The organism is Pseudoalteromonas luteoviolacea H33-S, from assembly GCF_001625695.1.
GTDB classification, from domain to species: domain Bacteria; phylum Pseudomonadota; class Gammaproteobacteria; order Enterobacterales; family Alteromonadaceae; genus Pseudoalteromonas; species Pseudoalteromonas luteoviolacea_B.
Genome location: NZ_AUXY01000133.1, coordinates 87,641 through 112,133 on the forward strand (window position 1 = coordinate 87,641; position 24,493 = coordinate 112,133).

The following is a 24,493-nucleotide window of genomic DNA, read 5'->3' on the forward strand; positions in this document are numbered from 1 at the left end:
GCTTAGGTTCCTCTTTAAGCTGTAATGCTCTCTTAATTTACATACGAATAAAAATTCAGTAGCAAAAAAATGCTTAAACTCATCCCCTCTATCGCCGAACATATTGATGCCTTCATCGAGATGGAGCGACGCAGTGATACCTCAAAATTCATTATCCCTTATACAAAAGCGCAACATCAAACTGAAATGCACAAGCAGGATGTCATTTACTTATCGATATTATCGCATAATGCTTTATCCGGATTTATCATCTTAGCGCGACAAGCCAACAGAGAAGTTGAATTTAGACGAATTGTTGTCGATAGCAAATTTCGTGGAATTGGACAGCAAGCGATTGTACAAATGGAACAGTACTGCATGGCGCAGTTTGATACTCAAAGGATCTGGCTGGACGTGTTTGAGTCAAACCAACGCGGATTACATATCTATAATAAATTGGGTTACAAACAGTTTAATACTTCGCTGCATCAAGGAAAACCTCTAATTTTGATGGAAAAGTACCTGTAGATAAAAAACAGTTTTGACAAAAAATACAGGTACAGATATGCTGATAAAATGCACAAAATAATTAATCAGAATATTCGACACATTATTATCATCATTCCATAGGAATGGTGGGATTTGATGTGCAAAGATTTTATCAAACCCGCCCAATACGGCGGGTTTTTTTATGCGGTATTGGGAGACAAATTATTAAGGAAAATAAATGAAAAAAGTCGCCGTATTTGGCAAGCCAGGCAGTGGCAAATCGACCTTTAGTAAATATTTAGCAAAACAGGTAGACTTACCTCTGCATCAGTTAGATATCATGGTGTTTAATCAAGATGGCAGCCAAGTCTCACGAACGCAGTTTGATGACAACCACGACAAAATTTTACAGCAATCTAGCTGGATTTTAGAGGGGCTGGGTCCGCTGAGTTCTTTCAAGCAGCGCCTAGCTCACGCTGATACTCTTATTTATATCGACTTACCCTATTGGTTGAGCTATTGGCTTGTGACAAAACGCGCAATTAAGGGCTTAATTAAAACCCCAGAAGGGTGGCCACAAGGGTGTTCGATTATACAGGGCACACGTCAGTCATATCATTATTTAAAACTATCACGACAGTTTTGGAATGATGAGTTTGAACAGAACTTAAAAAACATCGCCAGTGACAAACAACTCTATATCGTACGTTCACTGAGCGAGCTTAAGTCGTTACAACGTCAGTTAGTTAGCTAACCTCTAAATAAATGAGCAATCGCCATTGCTCATTTTTACTATTCATCTTGGTCGAATGTGGCTTGCAGTAAGGATTCCGTTTGAATCGCAATGTCTTTCATTTTGATGGCATATTGTTCTAGTGCTTTTTGCTCTGGTGTTTGAGCAACAAACTTTGAAACTGGGATGGGGTAACCTGCTTGATCCATCGCGATAAAGCTAATGATGCAGTGGTTGGTTTCGACCATGTGTTGTTTTTGCGGATCGCCGCATCGAACCTGAATAAAAATTTGCATACTGGTTTTTCCTGTATGCGCAATTTTTGCTGACACCTCAACAATCTGACCCACTAAAATAGGCCTGTGAAAGCGAACGCCTGCCACGGATACGGTCACGCAATATGCACCGCTCCAGCCAGCAGCACAGGCATAACCAGCTTGATCTATCCACTTCATAACAACACCACCGTGTACTTTCCCACCAAAGTTGACATCGGTTGGTTCAGCTAAAAATCTGAAAATCACTTCTGATTGGTTGGCCATGTCTACCTCATCATTTTTTGAGTCTGAGGTAAGTATAGAAAAAAAGGGGCATTTCGCCCCTTGCAATTTAGGATATGTAAATAATTGGTTGGTTTTACATATTCGGGTAGTTGGGACCGCCTGCACCTTCAGGGGTTACCCAAGTAATGTTTTGACTGGGATCTTTGATATCGCAAGTCTTACAGTGAATGCAGTTTTGTGCATTGATAACAAACTGTTTCTCACCTTCTTCATTTTCATTCACTTCATAAACACCGGCAGGGCAATAGCGCTGTGCAGGCTCAGCGTACTGCTCAAGGTTCACAGAAATTGGGATCGTGCTATCTGTTAACTGCAGGTGGCATGGTTGCACTTCTTCATGGTTGGTATTAGATAAAAACACTGAAGAGAGCTTGTCAAAGCTGAGTTTGCCATCTGGTTTTGGATAAGTAATTTCTGTTGCATCTTTTGCAAGTCTCAATGACTCATAATCCTTGCTGATGTCTTTGATGGTGAATGGTAATGCGCCGGAGAAAAAGTTTTGGTCAATCATGTTGTAAGCACCGCCTAAGTAGCGGCCTAACTTGTGCATGGCAGGGCCAAAATTACGAGACTGATATAACTCTTCGTGTAGCCAGCTGGCTTTAAACTTATCATCGAAGCTGTGTAAATCTGCTTTCGCATCTTCTTGTGAGAGTGCTTCGATAAGGGTGTCTGCGCCAATGATCCCTGATTTCATTGCGGTGTGATTACCCTTGATCTTTGCAAAGTTCAAAGTTCCCGCATCACAACCGATCAATAAACCACCTGGGAAGTGCATTTTTGGTAAAGCATGTAAGCCACCTTTGGCAATGGCTCTAGCACCGTATGAAATACGCTCGCCGCCTTCAAGTGTTTGCTTAAAGACAGGGTGGTGTTTCATGCGTTGAAATTCATCAAAGGGGCTAAGATATGGGTTTTTGTAGTTCAGGTCGATAATAAGACCCACCACAACTTGATTATTTTCGGCATGATACATAAATGAGCCACCATGTGTCTCGTTATCAAGAGGCCAGCCTGTACCATGCACGACAGTCCCTTCTTTGTGTTTTTCAGGGTCTATTTGCCAAATTTCTTTAAAGCCAATACCGTAGTGCTGAGGTGTCGCATCTTTATCTAGCTCAAACTCTTTGATTAGCTGCTTACCAAGATGTCCTCGGCAACCTTCTGCAAATACTGTGTACTTGGCTCTAAGCTCCATACCTGTCATATAAGTGTCTTTTGGTTGGCCATCTCTATCTAAGCCCATGTCACCTGTGACAATGCCTTTTACTTCTTTGTCTTCGATGATTAAAGAGTGGGCACTAAATCCTGGGAAGATCTCTACGCCGAGCTCTTCAGCCTGTTCCGCTAACCAACGACAGACATTACCCATAGAAACGATGTAGTTACCGTCGTTTTTAAATGTTTTTGGCACCACCATGTGCGGCAAGTTTGTCGCGTTTTGCTCATCTTTGAATAGGTAGATTTCGTCTTCAGTGACTTTGGTAGTAACTGGTGCCCCTTTTTGTGCCCAATCAGGGATGAGTTCATCTAGTGCTTTGGTTTCGAATACCGCACCGGACAAAATATGCGCACCCACTTCAGAGCCTTTTTCTACCACACAGATCATGAGTTCTTGTTCTTTTTGCTGTGCTTGTTGAGCAAGTCGAATAGCGCATGATAGACCCGCAGGGCCCGCCCCCACTATGACGACATCAAATTCCATGGTTTCACGTTCGACCATTTTTACCTCGTATACATTGACGGTAGATTAACTTAAACTCAAGTTAAGTTCTTTTTACGTTAAGCTAAGGTTATTTTAGGTTGACGTTTACGTCAACAGGAAGTAGGCTGGTTTCATCAAATTGTTTCATTGACGTACGCGTCAGCTATACAAATAACCAGATGATGGAGTAACCATGAAAGTACTTGTACCAATCAAACGCGTGATTGACTACAACGTCAAAGCGAGAGTCAAGGCAGATAACAGCGATGTTGATCTTACAAATGTAAAAATGGCCATGAACCCGTTTTGCGAAATCGCAGTAGAAGAAGCGATTAGATTAAAAGAAGCAGGTAGTGCAACTGAAGTAATTGCCGTATCTATCGGTGATAAAGCTTGCCAAGAACAACTTCGTACTGCACTGGCACTTGGTGCTGACAAGGCAATCCACATCGAAACAGATGCAACATTAGAATCTCTTCATGTTGCTAAATTACTGGCTAAATTAGTAGAACAAGAAAACCCAGAATTGGTCATTCTTGGCAAGCAGTCAATTGATGCAGATAACAACCAAACTGGACAAATGCTAGGTGCATTGACTAAACGTGGTCAAGGTACGTTTGCATCTAAGCTTGTTATCGAAGGCTCAAACGCTGTGGTAACTCGTGAAGTCGACGGTGGTCTACAAACAGTCTCACTAGCGTTACCTGCGATTGTAACCACTGACCTTCGCTTAAACGAACCACGTTATGCAACACTGCCTAACATCATGAAAGCAAAGCGTAAGCCGCTAGATGTTATTGCAGCAGACTCATTGGGTGTAGATTTAACACCTCGTGTTGAGCTTGTTAGAGTCGATGAGCCTGCTAAGCGTGAAGCAGGTGTCATTGTAGAGAGCGTTGAAGAGCTAGTAACAAAACTTAAGACAGAAGCAAAGGTGATCTCATGAGCGTATTAGTTATTGCAGAACATGAAAATGGCGTATTGAAGCCAGAAACCGCAAAAGTGATCACTGCGGCTGTTAAAATTGGTGGTGATGTTGATGTATTAGTCGCGGGCAGCAATGTAGCTGCTGCGGCAGACTCTGTTGCTGGTATTGCTGGCGTCACGTCAGTGAAATTAGTAGACGATGCGAATTTTGAGCACCAATTGGCCGAGAACACCGCTGATTTAGTGGTCGAGTTGGCAGGTGGTTACAGCCATATCTTAGCGAGTGCTTCTACGACGGGTAAAAACATTTTACCTCGTGTTGCGGCGCTACTGGATAAATCACAAATTTCTGAAATTGTCGACGTAGTAGATGCAGACACCTTTAAGCGCCCAATTTATGCGGGTAACGCCATTGCGACGGTTAAATCACTTGAGTCACAAAAAGTTATCACTGTTCGTGCAAGTGCATTTGATGCTGCGAGCGAGCAGGGCCCTGTGTCTGTAGAGTCACTATCAAATGGCGCAGCGAACAGCCTAAGCAGTTTTGTTGGTGTTGAGCAAACTGAATCAGAGCGCCCAGAATTAACTGCTGCACCTGTGATTATCTCAGGTGGTCGCGGTATGCAAAACGGCGATAACTTTGCACTATTAAACGGTGTTGCTGACAAGCTAGGTGCAGCAATTGGTGCATCTCGTGCTGCAGTTGATGCTGGCTTTGTACCAAATGATATGCAAGTCGGTCAGACAGGTAAGATTGTCGCGCCAGATCTGTACATCGCGGTGGGCATTAGCGGTGCTATTCAGCACCTTGCTGGTATGAAAGACTCTAAAGTCATTGTAGCCATCAACAAAGATCCAGAAGCACCGATTTTCCAAGTTGCTGACTATGGTTTAGTCGCCGACTTATTTGACGTATTACCTGAGCTAGAACAAGCTCTGTAGCCTATTCTGGTTGTTGAAGCCGTGTGCGTTATGCCGCGGCTTTTTTCATTTAATATGTTTGAATTATAACAATTAATAATTATGCGCTGGCATGAAAGCCAAACTGATACACTTCAAGTTTGTTGATCATAGTTTCATAATTTCTGACCACATCTTGTGTTGCTGCGCCCTGACTTTTAACGGTGGATAAGTTTTCTTTTAATTGACCTATCACATCGAACTTTTCAGCTTTTGCTTGTGCAAGCGTCGTCCCGCCGAGCTCACCATCATGTTCAATTAAATTATATCGCCCAGTTAAAAATGCAACCTCGCCAATGCTTAACACGCCTTGCTGATAAAGCGCCTCTGCAGCATTTGATTGCTCTTCTAATGTCATATTAGAAAAATCAAATTGCCTACTGCGTATACTATTATGAGTATCTGTATGAGCACTATGGGCTGAGCTCGTTTCAGTCATGGCTTGGCGGTTTTTTAAAGCTTGATGCCCACTTAAGACTTGGGGAGAACTGGCTGTAATGTTACTGTTCATCTTTTATCCTTAAAATGAGATTGGGTGTATGAAGTATAAGCAATTAACATTCCATGAGGCATTCATTGTGAATAGACAACACTCGGGGACTGTCTAAGTATTTCGAAGCTCTGACGGTGTGACACCAAACCATCGTTTAAACGCGCGGCGAAAATTAGGTAAATCGTTAAACGCGAGTGCTTTTGCTACCTGTGCATTTGAGTAACCTTGTTGTTGAATACAAAATGCGGCCTGCTGGCTAAGCACTCTGTCTTTTAAGCTACTGAATTGACTGTTATGTTGACTGAGTTTTCTTTTCATTGTGGCTTCGCTTATCTTAAAGTGGTTGGCGAGATCTTCTAAGCATGCTTTGGGGTGATGGATCAAAAACGTTTCTGCATAAGATAAAAAGCCTATTGATGTGCAGGGCTGCAAAGTGACTAGATTGCTTTGTAAAGCTGAAACGGCATCGTATTGCCGCGTTTGAAGTGCTGTTTTTCGGATCTCGACAGTACAGGCGTGGTGACCAAATGATAGCTTACCAACCTGCATCGCATGGTAATGTTCAATGTGCGCAGGCGTGCTGTAGGGCAGTTGAAATTGTATCTCTAAATTATTGAATCGCCATTTGATAAAGCCATTTATAAGGCTAAGCCAAACCTCGAGTAAAAATTGATAGGTGCAAGTGGATGGCTCACTGACAGCGGGATTTACAAGTAAATGAATAGCTTGCCCTTCTCTAAGCATACGTATGCTGAAGTAGGGAAATAGGTCATTTTCCAGTTGTTTACAGGCTATCAGCAACGCCTTCAAGTCGATACAATGAAACAAATACGATGCATATTTAGCACAGAGACTATGCAATAGGTGTTGGCCTAAAACAAAGCTAATGTCTTGACTTAAATTGTGTTTTGTAATGTTTTCTATGATCTGTTCTAGTTGCGTATAACTCGATTTGTGGTTTTGATTTTCGAAATCCTTGTAAAATATTTTTGTGCCTTTGAGCGCTTTGTCTGGATGTATTCCCCGTTGCTTTGCCAGCTCAACCAGTGGTTCTAACAATTGATGACTGTTAAATCTTAGATTGTTTGATTCAAAGTAAGGCATTAACAAGCCTGCTTATTGTGAGCAAGTTGAGCCATCAGCTGCTCAAAAATCTGCTCACTTTGCATTGCAAATGAAACTTCAATGCACGCATAGTGCAGTGTACTCGGGTTTAATGTGACGAGATTTTTATCGTACTGGTGGTGGACTTTTGCGGCAGTGCACACTCGGTTTGTGATGTCTATGGCAGTACTGAGCTTAGTCGCAGGGTATAAAACAATGAATTTATCACCAGCGTAACGGCAGGTGAGATCGCAGCCTCGAATATTTAAAGTGATCAATTGCCCTGTGTCGCGAAGTAATAGTTCGCCTTTGGTGATACCGTGTTTAAAGCAAAACTGGCTATAGGCTTTTAAGTCTAAGATTGCGACACAGAACCGAGTACCATCATCGATGAGCTGCGAAACCTCCGCGTCAATTTGCTTTTCCATGTAGCGCGCACTGTATAAACCAGTCACATAGTCGGTAAAGGTATGCTCTCTAAAATGTCGCTCTTTTCTTAATAACGTTAAGTTTAAAAAAGTTTGCTCTTGATACCACCAATACATGGCAATGCTCATCACAATCATACCGAGTAATGCGGGGAAAGCTTCAAGTGAGCTGAGAGTTGGATGGATGTGGTTAAAAGAAAAGAACTCATCTAGGCAATCTAAGAGCAATGAAATCAGCATCAAGGTTAGGCCAAAAGAAAGCGCCGTCGTAACGCGTCCTTGTGGGCGGCTCAATAATGTTGCAACTAGCCACACTAAAGACATGGCAGCAAGTCCTCCTTCACCAATTGCGTCAAGTATTTCGAATTGGGCGTAAGGTTTTAATTCACCAAAGTGTACTGCCATTAATATTGTGATGGTGACAGACACGATAAGCAGTGCCCATAAATGAATGTGTTTTATCGATGTAATAAAGTGAGCCATAAATTGATGCCGAGCAAAATGTTTATTGTTGTTATGTTATTGCAGTGAAATTTCTTGAACAGGGTCAATTTAGCTCATTACTTTGACAGTTTTTTTAACTTTGATGGCAATTTAAGGCTAAAAGAGTCTCAGTTTATTGTTTTGAGCTTATTTAAGAGGGTGAAATTAGCTCAAATGCTCAGTGTTTTAATCTAAAAGCTAGCTAAATCAGTACCTTCGGTTTAGTGATGAAATAAATAATTCATATTGTCCAGATATTGTTGCTGCGATTTTTAGGGTAATCAATCAACACAATCTGTAAGAGATAAATATGAAACAATCACTACCGTTACCTTTTTCAAAGTCCTATCAAGCCATTGCGCTACTATTGGGCGTGTTTGCAAGTGGCACACATGCAAATACACTGCAAGGGCAAGTAGGAGATACACAAAATAAAGCGTTTTTTGAAGGCGCGCATGTCAAACTCGTTGAGTTAAATAAACACATCAGTACAAGTCGAGATGGACGTTTTGTGTTTACTAAACTGCCCGCTGGGGAATACACGCTGGAAATCTCCTATATTGGTGCTCAATCTTCCGTTCAAATAATAACAATCAATGACGACCAACTAACGCAAGTGGCTGTGAAGCTCAAGCCTGTGCAAGAAGATTTGGATAATATCATTGTGGTTGGCCAGCGCGCAGGACAAGCAGGGGCATTTAACCGACAAAAAAATGCCGACGGTATTATGTCTGTGGTGAGTGCAGATGGCATTGGCCAGCTTCCTGATCAAAATGCAGCAGAAGCATTACAGCGTTTACCGGGGATGTATATTCAGCGCGACCAAGGTGAAGGGCGCTTTGTTGGAATTCGCGGTATTGATCCTGGGCTGAATAATGTGTCGATTAATGGTGCCAACGTACCTTCGCCTGAGGCGGGTGTACGCAGTGTCGCAATGGATGTGATCCCCAGTGAAATTATTCAAAGCTTAGAAGTGAGCAAAACCGTTACGCCAGATATGGACGCCAGTGCGATTGGTGGCAGTATCAATGTAAAAAGCCTCAGTGCGTTTGACAGGCAAGGGCACAGTTATAGCTTTACGGCGCAAGGCTCTTATAACGAACAGGTTAGTGAATCCAGCCCTAAATTGTCAGCGAGTTTTAGCGATATATTTGCGCTTTCCAATGATACGCAGTTAGGTGTGGCGACAGCCGTTTCTTGGTTCGAACGAAAGTTTGGATCGCATAATATGGAAACGGATGGGGGTTGGATGGCTTTAGAACAAGAAGAGGCCTCAACAGGAGAAGATACTGCATTTTATGGCGCCGAAGAGATAGAGCAGCGTTACTACCTAGTAACTCGTGAACGACTTGGTGCTGCGCTCAACTTAGACCTTCATCATAATACATTCAATAAGTACTATTTGCGGACTTTATATAGTGAATTCTCGGACGATGAATATCGTCTTCGCAACGAATATAAGTATGACAAAGGCAAGTACATTGAAGCAGAGTCAAGTTCAAGTGCGGCATATTTCACTGACGCGGAAATGGACAGGGACACCAAGGACAGATATGAAGAGCAAAGTATTCTGTCGTTGGTGGCGGGAGGGGAGCACATACTGCAAAGCTGGTTTGTGGAATACAACCTTGGCTATTCAAAATCGGATGAAATTGAGCCTAACCGATTAGATGTCGATTTTGCAGGAGAAGGTTTTGCACTGGGTTACGGCAGTCTAGGTGACGCACCAACACTCGCTCACTCGGACAATGCCCATGACCTAAGTAATTTCGCATTAGATGAGATTGTCAGTGAGCATAACCTCAGCGAAGATGACGCGCTCAGTTTTAAACTCGATGTGAGTAAAGATTTAGTATTAAAAGGGCACAATGCACAGTTAAAAGCTGGTGTTAAATACAGCGACCGTGAAAAACGCAACCTTGTGAATACCAGCGTTTATGATGGCGGTTTTGATGACGTTACGGCAATGCGCTTTGCAACAGACAATCCAGGTTACGATCTTGGCCAGTTTGGACCTGGTCTGTCGCGCAGTGGCATAAGACGTTTTTTTGTAGAGAATCAAGCGCACTTCACGCTTAATCAATTAGAAACAGACATTGAGAGCAAAGGTAAATCTTATTCATCTGAAGAGCGTGTAGCGGCTGCATATGTGATGGCGAGTATCGACATTAATGATTTAAATGTTATTGCTGGGCTGCGCTACGAAGATACTGACTATGAGACATTAGGGAGTCGCGTTGAGCTGCTTAAAAATGAGATTGAAGACAGCGAACAAGTTGTAATTACGCCATGGAATGTCAGCAAAAGCTACGACCACTTATTACCAAACCTGACTTTCAGGTATGCCTATTCGGATGAAGTAATCACGCGTTTTGCCTACACACATACGATTGCAAGACCAAGCTTTGGTGATGCCGCTGCTTTTCAGTTATTAGAGAGCGAAACATCCAGTGATGACGATGGTATTCAAGTTGAGCGTAAAGGCGAGGTTGGCAACCCCGATTTAAATCCTTATGAATCGAGCAACCTTGATTTCTCAATTGAGTATTACCCCGGCAAGATTGGCATTATGTCTGCGGGGCTGTTCCACAAAAATATCGATAACTATATTGCTAAGCAGCAAGTCCAAGACAATGGCAAGTGGGATGGCTTTGAAGAGGTGATCCAGTCGGTCAATGGTGGAGAAGCCCAACTCAGTGGCATTGAGCTGGCATATACGAAAAACTTTGATAATGGCCTGATGATTTCAGCGAATGGCACTTTTATTGATGCGGATGAGGGTCTGCCAAATCAGTCTGACACAGTGGCGAACTTGATGATTGGTTATGAAAATGACGAGATCAGTGCCCGCCTCAGTGCTAGCTACAAAAGTAAGTCGTACATTATGACCGAGAATGATGCGCGAGTGTATCAAGACGCCCATAACCAAATAGACCTCAGTGTGAAGTATTTCATAGATGAGCAAACCCAGATTTACTTTAATGCAGTCAACCTGACGGATGAGCCGTACTACGTGTATCACGGCGAGCAGCGTTATAACTATCAGTATGAAAGTTATGGCCGCGCCTATCAATTGGGTATCACCTTAAGTTCTTTCTAATTTTCTAAAAACAACAATGGCGCTGCTTGGGTAACCTTGCAGCGAAAATGTATGAAGTTATCTACCTCTTGCTTCGCAGTATCTGCGTTATTACTCAGTGGCTCATTTAATGTGGCAGCTAAAGATTCTATTTCGTTTTTGGCTTTTGGTGACGGGGGATATCACCCTGATTATCCAAAAACTAAGCATATTAAAAAGCCTAAAAACAAACTGCAATTTATAGAAGCCGAACGCGCTGACTGGTTAGAGGATCACAGGCCAATAGAGGAATTTAATCACGCGCCAATTTACGTTTATCCTGGCACAGAAATCGCAACAGAAGATACCGGTGCTGCGGCTGTTGGTAAAGCAATGGCGACACTATGTGAGCGCAAAGCTTGCGAGTTTGGCATTCAGCTTGGCGATAATATCTACCCAGATGGTGCGGATGCGAATGATGGCAAAGATGACCAAAAGCGCATGAATGATTTGATATTAGGTCCCTTAAAGCCGCTATTTAAGAATAATAAAGAACTGGTGGTGTACTCTGCACTCGGCAATCATGATTGGAAGACATCTCGAAAGGGCGTAAAACTGCAAACGCAATGGATGGCTAATCAACCTAACTTTCATATGGATAAACGCGGATATTACAGTTACAAAATGGGCGAGGCAGGCAATGACGTAGAGTTTTTTGTGCTCGATACAAATATGCTGTTATCAGGGCAGCATTATTATGAAATTCCTCTGGCAAAAGATGGCAGTGAGCAAGGTCTTGCGACGGCACTGGCACACGGACATGCTGAAGTAGAGGACATAGAAATACATGAGTCGCCGGTCAATGGTGAAGACCATAAGCAACTTGCTTGGCTTGCTAAGGGGCTGAAAACATCAACCGCAAAATGGAAGATTGTGTATGGACATCACATCTTGTGGTCTATTGGTGGAACTAAATATGATGAGGGCCATGTACTTAGAAGACTGATTTTACCTGAGCTATGTCAGTATGCAGATGCCTACATTGCAGGACATGAGCATGATCTTGAGTTACTGACGGATGATTGCTCTCGTGTTATGCCGGGTAACAACAAGCCAAAACTTCCACTTATTATCAGTGGAGCAGCCTCAAAAATGCGTGGGACGCACACACCATTTTCTCAGCAACAAGAAAAACGTTACCCAGAATATGACTTAATTTGGGCTAAAAGCTTTATTTGGGGCTTTGCCCATATTGAGCTCGATAATCGTAGCGACAGCTTAAATGTGAGCTTTTATACCACACCACATGACAAGTCTGGACAAGTGATCCCTGAAGCGAGCTTTTCTTTTAAACATCGTAGTGAGTAGGACTATTTAAATTGCACTGTTGTATGTATCTGTGTGCAGCAGTGTTTTTGATTGTTAAAACTTATCAATAATTTGGAGTACTAGAAAATGGTAAGAATAATTCCCAAAACTTGTTAGAAAAGTATCTAAATTACGCATATGGGTACAATTGCAGCTGTTATATTTATGTAACTATCCAGTCGAGGCAACAATAAACATAGGAATAAGGAAATGAAACTTACAAGTTTAACATTGGCTGTGATTGCAACTTTGGGCGTGGCGCTATCAGGTAACGCGCAAGCCGAGGCGGAAATAAATTCACCTGTGCGTGTCGCGATTGATCATTTAGGCGTGCCTTGGGTGCATAAAGATGACTCAGCTGGGCTGTGGCGTGAAAAGCCATTGCCACATGGTCAAAAGGCCATTGCAACAGCAGGTGGATATTTTCACTATCATTTTGGTACCGGACCTGATGATAAAGGGTATGCATATTATGAAGGAGCGACTTTTGCGGTTGGAGAAAACGGCAATGCATATCGATACCAAAACTATGACTGGCAATCGGTTGTTGGCTGCTGGGGCGCAAAGGATGTAAGCTCATTTACAGTTGACCATGCATACTGCGTGAATGGCGATGGTACTTTGAAGAAGTTCAATGATGTCAGCGATAGTTTCGAAGGTTACTATGCCATTAGCAATGAAAAAATTAAAAAAATTGATGTTGCGCTGGGTGGTGTTATTTGGGCTATCACCGAAAGTGACAAGTTGTTTAAATATGATGGCGTAAAGTGGGCACAACAAAAAGTAGCCTGTGGCGATTTATGTTCGCTTGTTGACATCGCAGTTGGTGGCGGCCAAGTGTTTGTTGTAGCCAGTGTTTATGGCAGCAACGATGGACCGCAGAGCGTATACACACTGAATAATGGTAATCTGGTTAAATTTGGCTCATTTTATAATATCGATGTCGATAGAGAAGGTGTCATATGGGCTATCTCAAACTATACACGCACGCTATTTTTGAAACGCCCAGGCATGAGCGAATTTGTTGAAGATGTTCAAATGAGCTATAAGGTGTCGACTAATATTGGTAGTTAAATACAAATGTAAATGAAGAGGGGGAATAGACCGCCTCTTCTGACTTTAAATAACTTTTATTATTTATATGTAAAACTCTGCAATTATTAACTATTCAGTCTATCTTCATTCGCTTAGTCATATCTTACCGTTCTAGATTTACATTATTTTCCACACCTTATGGCTCATTTTAAGCTAATTAATATATGTGGAATATCCATAGATATATAAAATAAAACTAGGAAGTAACTCATGCTTAATAATTGGTATAAATCGACCTTATTCATTACATCTTTTTGCTTTTGTTTCGGTAGTGCGCAGGCTGCGAACGAGACACCTGAATCTAATTTAAAATATGAATTTGCACTTCAAGTTGGCACAGAGGCCTTGTATGAAGTCAAAATGACACTCAAAGATGAACAGCCTGCGGATATCACCTACTACGATGAAAAGAACAGACCGACTTATAGAGTAGTTTTAAATGTAGACTATGAAAAATCTATCAAGCGTGGAAAAGCGAGCACCATAAAGCATTCCATTCAAAAGTATAAAAACAACGATTGGGTAGAATTGTTTTCTCCAGAAATGACTTACTTGGTTGGACTACCAGGTAAACTCGAAATATATAACGAAGACAAGGTTAGAATGTCATTAAATGGTGAGCTGACCATTGCCGATAGTACGCACCTTTGATGATTAATTACTAAGCTTTATGAGAAATGAAGCTTAGTCAAACTAACAGTCAATGAGCAACATAAAATGACAGAATAATACATTTTTCATTTTCTTTGTTTCAATATAGAACAGCATTTAAGCTCGGGTGATGTTACCTTGGCAAATTAACATGGCTATACGAAGATAATATTTTTATCCATAGTTATTAAAAATCCAATATATCAATGGCCTGGGTTTATTTTATAAATATATTTGTAACATATGCGCTTATCTTCTAGAATCTGAGCGGTTTTCTGACTGAGTAAAGCGTTCAAATAATTGCGAGGTTGTCATCTCGCAAGGTTTTGGACAAAGGAGAGTAATGAAAAAAGCCATTTTTACTTTGGCCATTGGTGACAACCCAATGTACAAAGCTGCACTACATAGTTTTAAACTTTACGCGCAAAAGGTGGGTGCTGATTTAATCGTATCTGATCAATTACACTATAAAATAGATATTGTTAACCCCAAGTTTAATGCATCTCCTGCTTGGACTGAAAAGCTTAGGATTGGGGAGCTATTGCATGAGTATGACAGAGTACTCTACGTTGACTCTGATATTATCATTCGACCAGATGCACGAGACATATTTGAACTGCATCAAGAGTTAGATACAACTTATTGGCTTAATGAAGGTTTGCTAAAAGACCGCCAAGCAGATATTTCGCTTATTTGTGAAAAGTTAGGGCCAGTAGAATGGGCAACTGAAAGTGGTATGCCGACATATTACAATGCAGGAGTAATACTGACTTCTAAAGAAGCTGGGTTATTCTCAATAACTAATTTAGAAGACCTGCAGCTGTTATGTAATGAGGTCTCTTTTTACGAGCAAAGCTACTTTAATTATTGTTTGCATAAACATGGTTTAAAACATCAGGGGATTGATAAAGCATTTAATCACATGGATATGTTTGGTAATGGCAGCTACCTAGATGCCGACTTTATTCACTATGCTGGCAAGGGGTATGCTAAAACCAGTCGACGTCGAGATGTACAGTTTTTAAAGGATTTCTCGGCAATTTTCGACGGTATTGTATCTGCGGATGAACTTAAAAAGCTCAAAGAAGACGCATGGCAGGCCTATCTGAAGGTAATTTATAAAAAGTATCCTTTACCTAATATTTTGATAAAACTCTTTACTGAACGCTTTGTGCCGCGTTAGGAAGGTGGTGATAGCAGGGAAGGGGAGTAAGAAAGTGCAGTAAGGCTTACTGCACTGTAACCTTACAGACTAAGAAGTCTTTTTTTGACGGCTAACTAAACAATAAGAACCGTCTTTTGTGCTGGTCATATAGCCAACAAAGTTTTCATCTCTTTTATGAGCAAAAACATGTGTCTCGTCGTTCAATTTACCTTTGAATAGCCACTTTTTGAATACTTCCTCACGCACCACAATGCATGGGTTTTTAACAGCAAAGCTTTCTTTATACGCTACTTCACAATGACCCGCACTGTGAGACATAGAAAAAGTGATATGGCTTTGTCTGTCTTTATATTCAAGTACACCCGTTACCAACAAGGTTTCAAGCTCATTTTTGTTGGTTTGGTTTGATACCAATAAACGATGTTTTTTTGAACCAATAATATCACCTGCCATCGCTTTCAATTCACTATGACAATGTTTGACATTATATTTTTCAATAATCGTTTCAATCGAGTTTTTTGCAACCACCTGAGTACTTGCCATTAAAAGGCCAGCTATGAATAAATGTGTCTTCATAGCATAAGCTCTCTAATTTGAGCTGCAAGTTCATTAGGCGTTGTTGTATGGCTCATAGCGGTAATTAAATCGCCTTCTTTATTTATGATGTAGAATCTTGATGCATGGGCTACTGAGTATTCCATAAACGACTCTTCAAGGTTTTCGTCATCATAATAAACACCATATAATCCACCAACTTCTTTGGTTTGCGCAGCGCTGCCAGTCAAACCAGTAATACGCTCGTGAAAGTAGTCAGTATATTCCTTTAAATCTTCTACTGTATCACGCGCAGGGTCTACTGTAACAAGTAAGCCCTGCACCTGATCAAGCCCTTGCTTCTCTAAACGCATAAATGCATTTGTCATTACCGCCAGAGAGTTAGGGCATACCTCTGCACAAGACAGGTAGCCGAAGTACATGACGACGACTTGGCCTTTATAATCAGAGAGCGAAACAGGTCCGGCATAGCTTTGCAGCGTAAAATCTCCACCCAATTCATCGAACGACTTTCTTGTTTCGTTAAAGTCTTTAGTGGTTGTTGATAGATAAAACCAAATGAGTCCAATAATACCAAGAAAAGATAAAATCCAATGTAAGTGAGCGGCTTTAAACTGCTTCATAACTCTACCTTGCTGTCACATATGCATTTTGGTCAATATGAGCAAAATCAACTGACATTAGAACACTCATAGAAGTAATGGCAACCAGCGATAAAATAAATACGCGTTTTGCCCAAGTATGATTGTCCATACGATGGAAGTCGAAAATTGTGCTCAATAGCCAGATCAAACCAATGATGAACGTAAATGAGGCGAAAATAGCGCCAACATAGTTCAACGTGAATAGAGAAAGTGCAAGTACAGTAAAGGCAACAATAAAGCCAATCATGTGTTTTCTAGCAACTTCAACACCACTGACGATTGGTAAAACTGGAATATTTGCGTCTTTGTAGTCTTTGAATCGGTAAATAGCAATGGCATAAGAATGCGGGATTTGCCAAATACAAAAGATTGCCAAGATCACAACGGCGCCAATATCAAATTGACCGTTAACAGCACAGTACCCCATAACAGGAGGACATGCGCCAGAAATACTGCCTACAAAAGTACCGTATATAGATTTTCTTTTATAATAAAGCGTGTAAAGGCCAACGTATACCACGAAGCCTAGCACACCGAAATAAAAGCTCATCATTGATGCATACAGTGCTAAAGAGGCGAAACCTATGCAACCCAAAAGGGTTGCATAAGCCAAAGCTTTGTTCACCGAAATCGACTCTAAGAGTGGCTTTCGGTACTTTGTGCGTGACATCAACTGGTCGATGTCACGGTCAATCACATTATTAAAAACGCAACCAGAGGCGATGATACAAACTGTACCCACTATCATTGCTGTAAACGTAACGAAATCAATATTACCTTTGGCTGCGAGCACGTAGCCCGCAACCGCAGTGATTAAGTTACCAAAGATAATGCCTGGTTTTGTAATTAACAGGTAACTTCTTAACATTTTAATGTCCCATGAGCATGTTGTGATTTAAGTGCTCCATAATCCAAATGGAGCCAATCACAACTATGGCCACTGTCAACACAATAAACGCGGCTGAAGTAGTGTTCCATATTTGCTCAGAAGATGAGTTCATGTGTAAGAAAAATACAAGTTGTACAAATAGCTGTGCAATAGCTGTAACTAGGATGATCCCAAGCGTGATAGCTGGAGATGCCATATCGTACATTACAACTAAAAACGGAATAGCAGTTAGTACTAGAGATAGAAGTAAACCTATCGTGTACTCTTTAACGCTACCGTGAGATGCACCGCCAGTGCCATGTTCATTATTAGTGTGGCCCATTACATCACTCCTACTAAGTACACAACGCTAAATACACAGATCCAGATGATGTCTAGGAAGTGCCAGAATAAGCTTAGGCAAGATAGTCTTACCAAGTTATCTTCACTAAATCCGTCACGCTTGAAGTGAACGAATAGAACAAGCATCCAGATGATACCACCGAATACGTGCAAACCGTGTGTTGCTACTAGTGCATAGAATGCAGACCAGTAACCACTTGTTTGCGGCGTAGCACCAAGTGTACTGAAGTGCCAGAACTCATACATTTCTAAGCCAAGGAAACCAAGGCCTAGAAGTAATGTGATGACCAACCAAGTGATCATGCCTTTCATCTTGCGCTGGTTGGCTTGAAGCATTGCCATACCAAACGTAAAACTACTGAATAGTAGGAACGCAGTACCAACTGCAACTAGGTTAAGGTCAAATAACTCTTTTGGTGTAGGGCCGCCTGCGAAGCCGCCACTTAGTACTGCATATGTTGCAAACAATGTTGCGAACAAAATACAGTCACTCATGATATATATCCAGAATCCGAATATAGTATCACCACCGGTATCATGATGCTCATGATCATCGTGATGATCGTGAGCGTCGTTTGCGATTACGTGATCGTTTGACATGATTTAAAACTTTCCTCTACTTGCCTTTATTAGCTGCGTGTTCTGCAACAGCTGCCAAGTGCTTTGACTCGATTTCTTCAACTTGATCTACTGGTACGTAGTAGTCTTTGTTGCGATCAAATGAGTACGCAATCCAAGAAGCTACGATACCGATGAAGCTAGCGATAACCATCCACCAGATGTGCCATACGAAACCGAAACCTAAAGATAGTGAGAATGCACTGATCACAAAGCCAGCCCATGTATTTGAAGGCATGTGGATCTTTGAGTACTTCTCAGGCTTTTGGTAAGCAATGCCATGCTCTTTCTTGTAATGATGCTCATCACGGTCATGGATTTTAGGCAGCTTAGCAAAGTTGTAGAATGGAGGAGGTGACGAAGTAGCCCACTCAAGAGTACGACCATCCCACGGATCACCAGTTACGTCCATATTTTGCTTACGGTCTCTGAAGCTCACGTAGCCCATGTAGAACTGAACAGCAATACCAGCAGCAACGATGAATGCACCAACCATTGCAACGATCAGTAGTGGCGTCCACTCTGGGTTGTCATAGTAGTTAAGACGACGAGTCATACCGTTGAAACCAAGGATGTATAGCGGCATGAATGCAACGAAGAAACCGATTGTCCATAGTGCACAAGAAAGCTTGTTAAGTTTCTCGTTCAGCATCCAACCAGTTGCTTTTGGCCACCAGTAAGTAAGACCTGCGAAGTAACCAAATACTGCACCACCAATGATTACATTGTGGAAGTGTGCAATTAGGAACAAGCTGTTGTGTAGTACGAAGTCAGCAGCAGGTACTGCTAGCATTACACCTGTCATACCACCGATTGTGAATGTGAATAGGAAACTACACGTCCACCACATAGAAGCTGTGAATTCAACACGGCCCTTATACATAGTGAATAGCCAGTTGAAGATCTTAACACCGGTGGGGACGGCTATGATCATGGTGGCGATACCAAAGAAGGCATTTACACTTGAGCCTGCACCCATTGTAAAGAAGTGGTGTAGCCATACAACCATTGCTAGAACCATGATAACGGCAGTTGCCCATACAAGTGATGTATAACCGAACAGACGCTTACGTGAGAATGTAGCAGCGACTTCAGAGAACACACCAAATGCAGGTAAGATCAGAATGTAAACTTCTGGGTGACCCCATGCCCAAATGAGGTTTACGTACATCATTTGGTTACCACCAAGGTCATTAGTGAAGAAGTTTGTACCTAGGTATCTATCTAGCGTTAGAAGCGTGATAGTTACAGTAAGGATAGGGAACGATAGAATGATTAGTACGTTTGCACATAGAGAAGTCCATGTGAATACAGGCATTTGCATAAGCTTCATGCCAGGCGCACGCATTCTGATGATAGTAACGAAGAAGTTAACACCCGTTAGTAGAGTACCAATACCTGAGATCTGTAGTGCCCAGAGCCAATAATCGACCCCGACCCAGGGACTGTATTCAATACCTGATAACGGCGGATATGCTAACCAACCAGTTGCAGCAAACTCACCAACGAATAGTGAAATGTTAACTAGTAATGCACCAACCACGAATAACCAGAAGCTCAAAGAGTTCAGGAATGGGAATGCAACGTCACGCGCACCGATTTGTAGAGGTACAACTATGTTCATCAAGCCAACAACTAAAGGCATGGCTACGAAGAAAATCATGATTACACCGTGAGCAGTAAAGATCTGGTCATAGTGTTCTGGAGGTAGATAACCCGCCCCCACGCTGTCAGCGGTTGCTAACGCTTGGTGAGTACGCATCATAATTGCGTCCGCGAAACCACGGACCAGCATCACAATCGCTGCGATGATGTACATAATACCTATTTTTTTGTGATCCACTGAAGTGAACCATTCTTCCCAAAGGTATTTCCACTTACCCATTTTGGTAATAAGTGCGAATAGGAAGATACCGCCAAGTATTGCACAGATCATTACTGGCAAAATAACAGGGTCATGAACAGGAATAGAATCCCAGGTCAGTTTACCCGTGAGCGGATCCGGATCTGTGATTATGGTAGCTTTACTTGCCATTTTGAACCCCAGTGTATTTCTCTATGGTTTTCTTAAAGTGCAGAGGGTCGACATCCGAGTAGTAAACTACAGGATGGTCTTTTGATTTCTCGCTAAGCGCTTTGTAAGTAGGTTCGTCTAGCACATACTCTGATGCTTTTACTTTGTTAACCCAAGCATCAAAGCCAGCTTGATCTACAGAGTGAGTTTTGAACTTCATGCCTGAGAAACCAAAACCACTGTAGTTGGCAGACATACCGCGGAAGGTACCTTCTTTAGATGCCATCAGGTTAAGTCTATTTTCCATGCCAGCCATCGCATAAATCTGGCTACCCAAACGCGGAATGAAGAATGAGTTCATCACTGTGTCTGAAGTGATTAGGAACTCTACCGGCGTATTTACTGGGATTGAGATTTCGTTGACGGTTGCAATTTGCTGCTCTGGATAGATGAATAGCCATTTCCAGTCCATTGCCACTACTTGAATAGTCAATGTGTCTTTGTCTTTACCTAGCGGCTTACGCGGGTCTAGAGTGTGAGACGTGACATATGTGAAATATGCAAGTGCTGCGATGATCATACAAGGCACAATCCAAACAACAAGTTCGATTTTTGTTGAGTGTTCCCACGACGGCTTGTACTCAGCTTTTTTATTGCTAGTACGATACTTGTACGGGAAGTAAATAGACATAAATAATACAGGGATTATTACAATAAGTAATAAAGCCACAGAAATTATAATCAGGTCTTTCGCCTGCTCACCAATTGGACCCGCAGGGTCAAAAAGCGCTAGCTCACAACCTGTTAGAAGAAACGCCATCGTAAAAACCATTACGAATGACAAGGACTTTTTCAGCATATTCAACCTACTTGATATCGCGGGTAATTACCCCATTACCTGCCTGAATAAATTAACGAGATTAATGCAATTGAGAACTGTTTCCATTCACACCCCTCTCGGAGGGGAATGTTATAGGGAATGCAGCTAAAATTCAAGATTGACTTGACCTACATCAATACGTTCTAAATTCAAATTTAGATGTTTTTTGAGCGATTTATGTCTAGACTTCGTATTGACACCGTCAAAAAAAATTCTGGAGCGTGCGATATGAAAAGACTATTTTATTCCACAGATAGCTTGGATGATGCAGAAATGATTTCGGACGAAGTTCATCAACTAGGTATTGATGATCACCATTTTTACGTACTATCTCGGGATGAAAGCGGCATAAAGACGCATCATTTACACGGCTCAACTCAGATAGAGAAAACACAAATATTGTCAGCAAGAAAGAGAGCTTTTTTACTCGCAGGCGCAACTGCATTAGCATTACTGACATTCATGTATTTTTTTACTGACTTAACAAATAAATTTTTAATACAAGCTCTAGCAGCAAGTATTATTGGTGGTTTTGTTGTCATGTTCATCGTAAAACTAGCTGGAAAGTCATTTGATGAGTATTTCCAACTACTTGTCAATGAACACCTCGATGCTGGTGATGTGATAATTATCATCGATGTTGAACGTTCTCAAACACATAAAGTTGAAACCCAACTTGAGGGACACCCAAAGGCACAGTTTTTAGCCGATAGTTCAAATCTGGCGTCGCCAATACCAGACTGAACAAACAAGGTTGAAATAGTGGTGATAAACTTTGGAGAATGAAAAAAGTTATCACCACTCGTAGCATCAACTTTTGATTGCAACTTATGCTGCAGAGCTTACTTCCTTGTCAGCTTCCTCGTCCTTGACTGCCTTTAACTTGGGCAGCGGGTTTCTCGAACCAACAGCTTCTTCTATAGAATTAAAGCCATCGGCCTTCAACAATTTGACAAGTCCACGATTGATCTCGCTAATATTTTGCGGTCCGTCAAATATGAGAGTTGAAATCATGTGCAGGATGCTTGCGCCAGAGGTAATTTTTTCATAGGCGTCTTTGGCTGTGAATACACCACCTACACCAATAATTGTGAGTTTACCGCGAGTTCTTCTATAAACATGTCTGATCACGTTGGTAGAAATACGCTGAAGCGGTAAGCCACTCATGGCACCTTTGTGGAAGGGGAGTTCTTCTTTGACATATTCTTGGTTGAACTTGGGCTTAGCGAGGTTGGTTAACACAACGCCATCCATTTTATGTTCAACGCAAGCATCAACAATGATGTTAATCTCATCCAATGTCATGTCTGCAGCGAGTTTGACATAGATAGGGCGGCCATCAACTCTGTGCTTGTTTACTGCGATAAGTAATGCATCTAGATTGTCTTTATCAACAAATGGTTCGCCATCTTGCGTATTTGGACAGCTTATGTTGATAGTATAGTAATCGCCTATATCTTTGAATAGCTCCATTGTTTTGGTGTAGTCGTCGATAGAATCTTGTAGATCAAACTCCGGCGTTATATTCGATTTAGCAGCATTTATCCCCACTTTTAATTTACCAAAATTCACACCTTTTAATCGTGATGAAATTTTCTCAGCACCTTGGTTATTCAGGCCGTACCAAACGAGAATTGATTTTGACTTGACCATTCTAAATAAACGCTTACCAGGATTTCCTGGACAAACTTCACCGGTAAATGAACCAAGTTCAGCCAAGCCAAATCCAATCGATGGGTAAATCTTGGTTAATTCGCCATCTTTGTCAAAGCCTGCGGATAAACCTAACGGGTTTCTATATTTGATACCGTCAACTTCAATCTTCAGGCTGCGATGGCCGTAGTTGAAGAAAAAAGAAGTGAGCCAGCGGGTTAGAAAGTTTGAGCCCAGTATCACTCCGACACGTTTAAACATGTAGTGAGCATCTTCTGGGTCCATCAGGAATATGAGCGGACGAACCGCTCTGTATAGTAGCTTTAAGACAAAGTTACGAATGCCGATGATAAGGCGCATTTTCAACCTCCAAATTTGTCATCGATTGTTGTTGTTGGGTGCTGTTTTACGAGCACATCAGGTAACTCATGTTTTTAGCTTATGATCATTAAATAATAATAGCAATAAGAATTGTTATCATTTACAGTTGTTGTTATTCAAATTGGAGGTGCTGATGAAAAAGTGGATGCTGAAGCTATTGGGTACAGATGTAACGAAGCCGATTGTACGAAGTGTAGTCGAGCCTATTTGGCAAAGTACAGGCGAAGTTTTTTATTTATTGAATACTTTGCAATTACGCTATAAATCTCGTTACGGGATGGTCAGTGTTGATGCGTTTGATATCAATTCATTTATTAACAACGCGCACGATCCATTAGATGAACTTGTAAACGAGTTTGGCGAAGAGTTTTCTTTTTCTGTTTGCGCAGTTGGGTGGGAGAGACTTGGCAATCAAACTCGGGTGAAGGCCATTGATAACGCCGCAATGTTTAGATTTAACAAGTCATTAGATTCACCTACGCAGGTACTCTTTCAGCATCAGTTTTGTGCATCTGATGAGGTCAATAAAAATGAAGTTAATCTTGCTTTAACTCGAGGGGTATTTAAATATTATAATGTCCAAATTGATGAATTTATTAATCAATTGAAAGAAGCAAATAAAAGAATTAATCATGACAGAGCAAAATGTCATGGGATAACTGGAGAAAACTTTAATAAAGATGTCTTTGACAGGGTGTCTATGGCTTAAATAAGCCTTTGAGTCGGAGTGGATTTATTAAAAAACCACTCCATCTAAGCGTTACTGATCGTCGTAAGTTGCGATTTCTTGCTCTATGACAACTAGTTCAACGCCTGCCATCTCAAACATATCTCTGGTTTCTTGCGCTGCATGATAACGTTTTTTAGCAACGACTTTAGAAATGCCGCAGCTGATGATGAGCATTGCGCAAACTCGGCATGGCTCCATCGTGCAATACAAGGTGGCACCATCTAAAGGAACGCCATAGCGAGCAGCTTGGCAGATAGCATTTTGCTCAGCGTGAATGGTTCGCACGCAGTGTTGCCTTGTGGTGCCATCGCTATCGGTAACTTGCTTCATTAGGTGACCGACATCATCACAGTGTGGCAAACCAGAGGGCGAACCCACATAACCTGTTGATATTATTCTTTTATCTTTAACTATAATACAGCCTGATTTACCTCTATCACAGGTGGCCCTTTGTCCAACACTGTCAACTAAATCAATGAAGTATTCATCCCAATCTGGTCTCATTGCTTGTGCCTTCAATACTACTTACATGTCAATAGTATACTCAGTATCTAGCATAATTCGAAGCTTATCTTATCAATGAGTT

25 protein-coding genes are annotated in these 24,493 nt (G+C 41.6%); 11 read left to right on the top strand and 14 right to left on the bottom strand.

Annotation, left to right across the window (positions count from 1 at the left end; all coding sequences use genetic code 11):
• The first annotated feature begins 69 nt into the window (after positions 1–69).
• Complete coding sequence (locus tag N477_RS24310) at positions 70–507, top strand: GNAT family N-acetyltransferase (RefSeq protein ID WP_063364065.1); 438 nt, start codon at positions 70–72, stop codon at positions 505–507.
• A 199-nt stretch (positions 508–706) separates the two neighbouring features.
• Positions 707–1,222, top strand: coding sequence for a hypothetical protein (locus N477_RS24315; RefSeq protein ID WP_063364064.1), 516 nt, complete (start codon positions 707–709; stop codon positions 1,220–1,222).
• A gap of 38 nt (positions 1,223–1,260) precedes the next feature.
• On the opposite strand, the gene N477_RS24320 is transcribed toward N477_RS24315, so the two are convergent.
• Positions 1,261–1,743, bottom strand: coding sequence for an acyl-CoA thioesterase (locus N477_RS24320; protein WP_046357112.1), 483 nt, complete (start codon positions 1,741–1,743; stop codon positions 1,261–1,263).
• A 94-nt stretch (positions 1,744–1,837) separates the two neighbouring features.
• Entirely contained in the window at positions 1,838–3,487 is a 1,650-nt protein-coding gene (locus N477_RS24325) for an electron transfer flavoprotein-ubiquinone oxidoreductase (protein ID WP_063364063.1), read from the bottom strand.
• 175 nt (positions 3,488–3,662) lie between these two features.
• Between N477_RS24325 and N477_RS24330 the strand changes: the two genes are divergently transcribed.
• Positions 3,663–4,415 carry an electron transfer flavoprotein subunit beta/FixA family protein gene (locus N477_RS24330; protein ID WP_039609730.1) on the top strand — a complete coding sequence of 251 codons (753 nt, stop codon included), beginning with the start codon at positions 3,663–3,665 and terminating at the stop codon, positions 4,413–4,415.
• A complete protein-coding gene (locus tag N477_RS24335) occupies positions 4,412–5,338 on the top strand; it encodes an electron transfer flavoprotein subunit alpha/FixB family protein (RefSeq protein WP_063364062.1) in 927 nt (308 codons plus the stop codon). Before N477_RS24330 ends, N477_RS24335 begins: the two co-directional genes overlap by 4 nt.
• Before the next feature lie 79 nt (positions 5,339–5,417).
• Here the strand turns inward: N477_RS24335 and N477_RS24340 are convergent, their stop codons facing one another.
• The 3 genes from N477_RS24340 to N477_RS24350 all read right to left on the bottom strand — a co-directional run bounded on the left by N477_RS24340 (position 5,418) and on the right by N477_RS24350 (position 7,864).
• Positions 5,418–5,867 carry a hypothetical protein gene (locus tag N477_RS24340; protein ID WP_063364061.1) on the bottom strand — a complete coding sequence of 150 codons (450 nt, stop codon included), beginning with the start codon at positions 5,865–5,867 and terminating at the stop codon, positions 5,418–5,420.
• A gap of 93 nt (positions 5,868–5,960) precedes the next feature.
• Positions 5,961–6,953: a helix-turn-helix transcriptional regulator gene (locus tag N477_RS24345; protein WP_063364060.1), complete on the bottom strand. Its 993-nt coding sequence runs from the start codon at positions 6,951–6,953 to the stop codon at positions 5,961–5,963.
• Positions 6,953–7,864, bottom strand: coding sequence for a GGDEF domain-containing protein (locus N477_RS24350; protein ID WP_063364059.1), 912 nt, complete (start codon positions 7,862–7,864; stop codon positions 6,953–6,955). The genes N477_RS24345 and N477_RS24350 overlap by 1 nt, the downstream gene beginning before the upstream one ends.
• A gap of 310 nt (positions 7,865–8,174) precedes the next feature.
• On the opposite strand from N477_RS24350, the gene N477_RS24355 reads away from it, so the two are divergent.
• The 5 genes from N477_RS24355 to N477_RS24375 all read left to right on the top strand — a co-directional run bounded on the left by N477_RS24355 (position 8,175) and on the right by N477_RS24375 (position 15,219).
• On the top strand, positions 8,175–10,964 hold the full coding sequence (locus N477_RS24355) for a TonB-dependent receptor (RefSeq protein WP_063364058.1): 2,790 nt from the start codon (positions 8,175–8,177) through the stop codon (positions 10,962–10,964).
• 51 nt (positions 10,965–11,015) lie between these two features.
• Positions 11,016–12,290 carry a metallophosphoesterase gene (locus N477_RS24360; RefSeq protein ID WP_063364057.1) on the top strand — a complete coding sequence of 425 codons (1,275 nt, stop codon included), beginning with the start codon at positions 11,016–11,018 and terminating at the stop codon, positions 12,288–12,290.
• A 210-nt stretch (positions 12,291–12,500) separates the two neighbouring features.
• Positions 12,501–13,364 (top strand): hypothetical protein, encoded by an 864-nt coding sequence (locus N477_RS24365; RefSeq protein ID WP_063364056.1) that lies wholly within the window; start codon positions 12,501–12,503, stop codon positions 13,362–13,364.
• 231 nt (positions 13,365–13,595) lie between these two features.
• Positions 13,596–14,036, top strand: a complete 441-nt coding sequence (locus N477_RS24370; RefSeq protein ID WP_063364055.1) for a hypothetical protein — start codon at positions 13,596–13,598, stop codon at positions 14,034–14,036.
• 343 nt (positions 14,037–14,379) lie between these two features.
• Positions 14,380–15,219, top strand: a complete 840-nt coding sequence (locus N477_RS24375) for a hypothetical protein (protein WP_063364054.1) — start codon at positions 14,380–14,382, stop codon at positions 15,217–15,219.
• A gap of 69 nt (positions 15,220–15,288) precedes the next feature.
• On the opposite strand, the gene N477_RS24380 is transcribed toward N477_RS24375, so the two are convergent.
• The 7 genes from N477_RS24380 to cyoA are packed head-to-tail and all read right to left on the bottom strand — an operon-like array spanning position 15,289 to position 21,083.
• A complete protein-coding gene (locus N477_RS24380) occupies positions 15,289–15,777 on the bottom strand; it encodes a hypothetical protein (protein ID WP_063364053.1) in 489 nt (162 codons plus the stop codon).
• Positions 15,774–16,379, bottom strand: a complete 606-nt coding sequence (locus N477_RS24385; RefSeq protein ID WP_063364052.1) for an SCO family protein — start codon at positions 16,377–16,379, stop codon at positions 15,774–15,776. Before N477_RS24385 ends, N477_RS24380 begins: the two co-directional genes overlap by 4 nt.
• Before the next feature lie 4 nt (positions 16,380–16,383).
• Positions 16,384–17,268: a heme o synthase gene (cyoE, locus tag N477_RS24390; RefSeq protein WP_063364051.1), complete on the bottom strand. Its 885-nt coding sequence runs from the start codon at positions 17,266–17,268 to the stop codon at positions 16,384–16,386.
• A gap of 1 nt (position 17,269) precedes the next feature.
• Positions 17,270–17,611, bottom strand: coding sequence for a cytochrome o ubiquinol oxidase subunit IV (gene cyoD / locus N477_RS24395; protein ID WP_039609741.1), 342 nt, complete (start codon positions 17,609–17,611; stop codon positions 17,270–17,272).
• A complete protein-coding gene (cyoC, locus tag N477_RS24400) occupies positions 17,611–18,231 on the bottom strand; it encodes a cytochrome o ubiquinol oxidase subunit III (RefSeq protein ID WP_039609742.1) in 621 nt (206 codons plus the stop codon). The genes cyoD and cyoC overlap by 1 nt, the downstream gene beginning before the upstream one ends.
• Before the next feature lie 16 nt (positions 18,232–18,247).
• Positions 18,248–20,284 carry a cytochrome o ubiquinol oxidase subunit I gene (cyoB, locus tag N477_RS24405; RefSeq protein WP_046356169.1) on the bottom strand — a complete coding sequence of 679 codons (2,037 nt, stop codon included), beginning with the start codon at positions 20,282–20,284 and terminating at the stop codon, positions 18,248–18,250.
• Positions 20,274–21,083, bottom strand: coding sequence for a ubiquinol oxidase subunit II (gene cyoA / locus N477_RS24410; protein ID WP_230851852.1), 810 nt, complete (start codon positions 21,081–21,083; stop codon positions 20,274–20,276). Before cyoA ends, cyoB begins: the two co-directional genes overlap by 11 nt.
• A gap of 288 nt (positions 21,084–21,371) precedes the next feature.
• Here cyoA and N477_RS24415 point away from each other — a divergent pair, with 288 nt between their 5' ends.
• Positions 21,372–21,887 (top strand): hypothetical protein, encoded by a 516-nt coding sequence (locus tag N477_RS24415; protein ID WP_063364144.1) that lies wholly within the window; start codon positions 21,372–21,374, stop codon positions 21,885–21,887.
• Between the two features lie 84 nt (positions 21,888–21,971).
• Here the strand turns inward: N477_RS24415 and N477_RS24420 are convergent, their stop codons facing one another.
• The gene (locus N477_RS24420) at positions 21,972–23,156 is read right to left on the bottom strand and encodes a quinone-dependent dihydroorotate dehydrogenase (RefSeq protein WP_063364049.1); all 1,185 of its coding nucleotides are present in this window, start codon (positions 23,154–23,156) and stop codon (positions 21,972–21,974) included.
• Between the two features lie 154 nt (positions 23,157–23,310).
• Between N477_RS24420 and N477_RS24425 the strand changes: the two genes are divergently transcribed.
• Positions 23,311–23,886 carry a hypothetical protein gene (locus N477_RS24425; protein WP_063364048.1) on the top strand — a complete coding sequence of 192 codons (576 nt, stop codon included), beginning with the start codon at positions 23,311–23,313 and terminating at the stop codon, positions 23,884–23,886.
• A 51-nt stretch (positions 23,887–23,937) separates the two neighbouring features.
• On the opposite strand, the gene N477_RS24430 is transcribed toward N477_RS24425, so the two are convergent.
• Positions 23,938–24,411: a deoxycytidylate deaminase gene (locus N477_RS24430; protein ID WP_039609746.1), complete on the bottom strand. Its 474-nt coding sequence runs from the start codon at positions 24,409–24,411 to the stop codon at positions 23,938–23,940.
• Positions 24,412–24,493: the final 82 nt, after the last annotated feature.